General features: G+C 65.3%; 2 protein-coding genes. Both read left to right on the forward strand.

From position 1 onward, the window contains the following. Nucleotides 1-210 (forward strand): DUF485 domain-containing protein (locus FXO23_RS50635; RefSeq protein WP_158896380.1); only part of this gene is annotated, 210 nt, incomplete at its 5' end. Further along, the coding region (locus FXO23_RS50640; protein WP_425484996.1) for a solute symporter family protein at nucleotides 207-730 on the forward strand (524 nt) is incomplete at its 3' end. The genes FXO23_RS50635 and FXO23_RS50640, both read left to right, overlap by 4 nt.

A 730-nucleotide genomic window follows, 5' to 3' on the forward strand; every position in this document is an offset into this window, starting at 1 on the left:
TGGTATCTGCTGTATGTGTTGCTGGCTGATTATGCGCATGGGTTTATGTCGGTGAAGTTGTTCGGGAATGTCACGGTGGGGTTGGTGTTCGGGTTGTTGCAGTTCGTGTCCACGTTTGTGATTACCGGGTTGTATGTGCGGTACGCGAACCGGCGGTTGGATCCGGTGGCGGATGAGATCCGCGCCGAGATCGAGGGGGGCGCCAAATGACCCGGTATCTGGCGCAGGGGGTGGAGGGTTCCTCCCCGATCCTGAACATCGGCATTTTCGCGGCGTTCGTGGTGATCACCCTGGTGATCGTGTTCCGCGCCTCGCGCAACACCCGCACCGCCTCGGACTACTACGCCGCCGGACGCGCGTTCACCGGCCCGCAGAACGGCATCGCCATCTCCGGCGACTACCTGTCCGCGGCGTCCTTCCTCGGCATCGCCGGGGCGATCGCGGTGTCGGGGTATGACGGGTTCCTGTACTCGATCGGGTTCCTCGTCGCCTGGCTGGTCGCCCTCCTCCTGGTCGCCGAACTCCTGCGCAACACCGGCAAGTTCACCATGGGCGACGTGCTGGCCTTCCGCATGCGCCAACGCCCCGTCCGCGCCGCCGCGGCCACCTCCACCCTGGCGGTGTCGTTCTTCTACCTGCTCGCCCAGATGGCCGGAGCCGGGATCCTCGTCTCCCTCCTGCTGGGCATCTCCTCCACCGCCGGACAAGCCGTGGTGATCGCCGTGGTCGG

The organism is Amycolatopsis anabasis (assembly GCF_009765355.1).
In the GTDB taxonomy this organism is placed as follows: Bacteria; Actinomycetota; Actinomycetes; order Mycobacteriales; family Pseudonocardiaceae; genus Amycolatopsis; species Amycolatopsis anabasis.